This window comes from Parendozoicomonas verongulae (assembly GCF_009711465.1).
Lineage (GTDB): Bacteria > Pseudomonadota > Gammaproteobacteria > Pseudomonadales > Endozoicomonadaceae > Sansalvadorimonas > Sansalvadorimonas verongulae.
The window spans coordinates 1-4,424 of record NZ_SMME01000687.1 but is presented as its reverse complement, the minus strand read 5'-3'; the positions used below and the strand labels follow the sequence as shown (position 1 = coordinate 4,424).

Here is a 4,424-nt window from a genome sequence, read left to right as displayed (position 1 = left end):
CCTCCTCCACCCCACAAGTTACCAGACACAAACATCTGCACATTCTCCTGACGTAACTGGACGTGATCTGAAGTATCCAGATAGGAAACCCCTCCAGCAGCTGCAATAAATAGCGCAGTCGTATTCAATCTGCTGTTCTTCTGGGTTAACCGGGTATAGGGGGCTCGCGATACAGTGCCAAATCCACCTCCGCTATAGCGATGTGCCGCCACGTTCATCGTGACATTCTCTTGAGAGAGTTGAAGGCCTGCAGCATCCGATACACAGCCCCCTCCGCCTGCTGACGTGTCACCCGCCTTGATATTTATGTGTAAATTTGTCTGTGTCAGCTTGTTATCTGTACCGGTTATGTGCCCTGCTCCTCCTCCGGAACAATACCCACCGGATACTGACAGCGCTTCAGAAGTGGCTCCGAGCTGATTCAGACGGTTACGATCACCGCTGACTTTCCCGGCCATCAACCCTCCAGACTGCTCTGCCTCCACACGCCCTCCAGAGAAGGTGGCATTCACCTGGTTATCTGACCCCATATTGGCAACCACAGCACTAGCCAGAGCCCCTTGTGCAGTCGGGTTCACAAGATGCACATCCACACTGGCTCCCTCCATATGACCGAACAGCCCGGCACTCCCACCAGGATTACTGACTTTCAAGCTGTGAATCTTATGTCCGTGACTTTTTAGCGTGCCGCGAAAAGGATTGCTTTCGCTGTTGCAGAACGGGACACCTTCCGAGGAGGTAAGCATGATATCTTCCTCCAGCCCATAGTCACCGCTGCAATCATCGCCAAGGCTGTGAAAGTTGCGATTGTTTAACCATAAATACTGCCCTATTGCCTCTCGACGTTTATACTGGCGGCTGCTTTTCCCAGCAACCTTTGAGGTATACCGGAAAGATGCCGCATCAGTCGGGGGAGCCACTCTCACGGACGGTTGTCGTTCAACACCTTTTTGGAAACCTTTTTGAGGCCGGCCTCGAGGGTCCGCTGACTTATGGGAAGCCGCGTGGCTGACTTCACTGTTCCAGCCTGCTTTCTCTGCTTTTTTTCCTGCTTTCTTTCCTGTTTGTTTTCTTGGATATTCTGTGAATCTGTTATACGTCGGTTGTTGCGTCAACCTTTGGCTCTGGTGCCAGTCATATTTTTTCTGAGGCGGGGCTCCTTTGCGGAAGTAAGGGGCACTTGCCGGGAAGCTGGTACTGCTTCTAACATGTGACACATTGCCCTGCGTCGCCAGGGCAAGGGCGAAACGTGTCATATTGCCAGCGAGTGACCTGTTACTCATTTTGTGAGTCTCATTGGCCCCATAAGATGGCAAGGCCATACAGAGTGCACAACACAGTACTGCTAGTTTTCTGGTAACTGAAAACATCAAAGGTACGGATCCCTCCGGCATGTAAAAATACCTGTCAGAACAAGAGGCCCCTCAGTGTAGATCCGAAAACTGTTGTTGGTGATGTGAACTGGAAAAAATCCTGCATCGCTCTGGTTGCCCAGAATGGTCATTCCAGGTGCTCATAAAATCAGGTTGTTTTTTCCGCAGGGTACTTAATCAGAGCCTCTTAATGTCTCCGTATGAGGTGCACTTAAGAAAACCTCTTCAGGCTTTAGAACGTAAAACTGATGAATTGTTAATCAATAATGTTTTCGATCATTCATTCCTACGAAAATGTTTAAAGGTTGTTTAGTTTTGGTGCGATTTGTTTGATTTTTGTCAAAAATGCTTATTTTAATTGCATGTAGTTTGTAAGGCTTTCCAGACTCCATAAGAGACCTTCGTATGATTGGGGTGTTTAAGCCGTTACCTCATCAGCCTAGACTGGGTGATGCAGTTGTTGATACAGCCTATAAAAAGCTTCGCTGGCAAATCTTTCTTGGCATTTTCTTCGGTTATGCTGGTTATTATTTAGTCCGCAAAAACTTTTCCCTGGCAATGCCTTATCTGATAAATGAAATGGGATATAGCCGGGGAGATTTAGGTGTTGCTTTATCCGCTGTGTCCATTGCTTATGGTCTCTCTAAATTCTTAATGGGCAGTGTCTCAGACCGTTCTAATCCACGTACATTCCTTGCCGCAGGACTGATTGGTTCTGCATTGATTATGTTCATATTTGGCTATATGCCCTGGGCAACAAGCAGCATTGCTATGATGTTTGTCCTGCTGTTTATTAATGGCTGGATGCAGGGAATGGGGTGGCCACCTTGTGGTCGAACCATGGTTCACTGGTGGTCACAAAAAGAGCGGGGCGGCATTGTGTCCGTATGGAATGTGGCCCATAACGTAGGTGGCGGTTTGATTGGCCCCCTGTTCCTTCTGGGTTTGTGGGCATTTAATGACGACTGGCACTCCGCATTCTATGTTCCAGCCATGGGTGCGATGCTTGTTGCTGGTTTTATTCTATTGACGGTAAAAGATACGCCGCAGTCTTGTGGCCTGCCCTCCATTGAAGAACACAATAATGACTACCCTGAAAATTACGATGAAAAGCATGAAGTTGAATTGAGTGCAAAGGAGATTTTCTTCAAGTACGTTTTTAACAATAAAATGCTTTGGTATATCGCGATTGCTAATGCCTTTATCTATTTAATTCGTTACGGTGTTCTGGACTGGGCTCCCACTTATCTTTCCGAAGCCAAAGGTTTCACTGTGGATAAATCATCCTGGGCGTACTTTCTTTACGAGTGGGCTGGTATTCCTGGCACTCTTCTTTGCGGTTGGATTTCTGACAAGGTCTTTAAGGGAAAGCGGGCACCTGCAGGTATTGTATTTATGCTGTTGGTTGCTGTGGCCGTTGTCGTGTATTGGTTCAACCCTCCAGGCCACCCCACCATCGACATGGCTGCTCTGATTGCCATTGGTTTCCTTATTTATGGTCCGGTCATGTTGATTGGTCTTTATGCACTGGAGCTGGTTCCAAAGAAGGCCGCTGGTACTGCCGCCGGGTTAACAGGTTTGTTCGGCTATCTTGGCGGTGCCGTATTTGCCAATGCGGCTTTGGGTTACACCGTGGATGCCTATGGCTGGGACGGCGGCTTTATGGTGCTCACCGCCAGTTGCTTTGCAGCCATTGCTCTCTTGGTTATGTCCATGCGTCATGGGAAAAAAGAAGAGCTGAGTGCGGCTTCATCTGTTGCCTGATTTATTGAAAACAGCCCTGCTCATGGCTGGGCTGGTTCAGGGAGGTTTTATGAAAAAGAATTTCGTTTTAGCTATGGCCGTTGCTGCAGGTTTGGCAATGGGCAGCATACCCGTCAGTGCAAGTACGCCAGTGGTTCAGGAGAAAGTAGTGGTTGCCCACCGTGGTGCCAGCGGCTACCTGCCAGAGCATACACTGGAAGGATATGCGGCAGCCTATTTTATGGGAGCTGACTACATCGAGCAGGATGTAGTTATGACCAGAGATGATCATCTGGTGGTGATGCATGACCCTTATCTGGATCGTGTGACGGATGTCATGGTGAAGTTTCCAAAGCGTTACCATGTTATGCCAGATGGCTCCAAACGCTGGCGTGCCGTCGACTTTACCCTGGCGGAAATCAAAACGCTGCAGGTGGTTACTAGCTTTACCAGCCCCACAGGCACCAAGCCGGAAAATGCTTTGAAAGCTGCCAAAACCGACTGGCCACAGCGCTTCCCAATGGGTAAATCAGATTTTGAAATTCCCACTCTGGGGGAGGCGATTGAGCTGGTACAGGGGCTGAATAAAGCGACAGGCCGCAATGTAGGCATCTATCCAGAGATCAAGAACCCAAGCCTGTTCCGCATGGAAGGAAAGGATATTTCCATAGCCGTGCTGAAAGAGTTGAAGAAATACGGTTATACATCAAAATCCGACAAGGTTTTTGTACAGTGCTTTAACCCGGCAGAAACCAAACGTATTTCCAAAGAGCTGATGCCTGAGCTAGGCATGGATCTGAAAGTTGTTCAGCTGATTGCTGCAAACAGCTGGGGTGAGTCTTTTGAAATTAAAGATGGAAAACTGGTGCCTTACGACTTCGACTGGATGTTCCAGCCGGGTGGGATGGCTAAGGTTGCAGAATACGCAGATGGCATTGGCCCCTCCAAGGCGTTCCTGATTGATTCTAAAAAGTCCACACGTGACCACTTGGTGTTAACCCCGATGATTTCAGAAGCCCATAAAGCAGGCATGGTCGTGCATCCGTTCACCTTCCGTGTTGAGGCTGATCGCATTCTGCCCCCTGCGAAGGATTTTGATGATATGGTTTCTATGTTTGTGAATGAAGTGGGCGTTGATGGCCTGTTCTCGGACTTCCCGGATCGTGCGGTTAAAGTCGTTCATTCTGCAAAATAACGCTTAAGTGGCATTAGGTTGGCTCCTGGCTGAAGGGAGCCAACCGGTTTGGCAGCGACTGCAAATCTTCCTTGAACAGATAAGCAGCACGGCAGTGCTTTCCCCCTGGAGTT

Annotated in this window: 3 protein-coding genes; 2 read left to right on the top strand and 1 reads right to left on the bottom strand. The window is 48.7% G+C overall.

Annotated elements, in window-relative coordinates:
- A partial coding sequence (locus E1189_RS02865; RefSeq protein ID WP_230460087.1) for a hypothetical protein occupies nucleotides 1-746 on the bottom strand: 746 nt, incomplete at its 3' end.
- Between the two features lie 1,032 nt (nucleotides 747-1,778).
- Here E1189_RS02865 and glpT point away from each other — a divergent pair.
- Together glpT and glpQ are read left to right on the top strand one after the other, a co-directional pair.
- On the top strand, nucleotides 1,779-3,137 hold the full coding sequence (gene glpT, locus E1189_RS02860; RefSeq protein ID WP_155158547.1) for a glycerol-3-phosphate transporter: 1,359 nt from the start codon (nucleotides 1,779-1,781) through the stop codon (nucleotides 3,135-3,137).
- 49 nt (nucleotides 3,138-3,186) lie between these two features.
- Nucleotides 3,187-4,311, top strand: a complete 1,125-nt coding sequence (glpQ, locus tag E1189_RS02855) for a glycerophosphodiester phosphodiesterase (protein ID WP_155158546.1) — start codon at nucleotides 3,187-3,189, stop codon at nucleotides 4,309-4,311.
- Nucleotides 4,312-4,424: the final 113 nt, after the last annotated feature.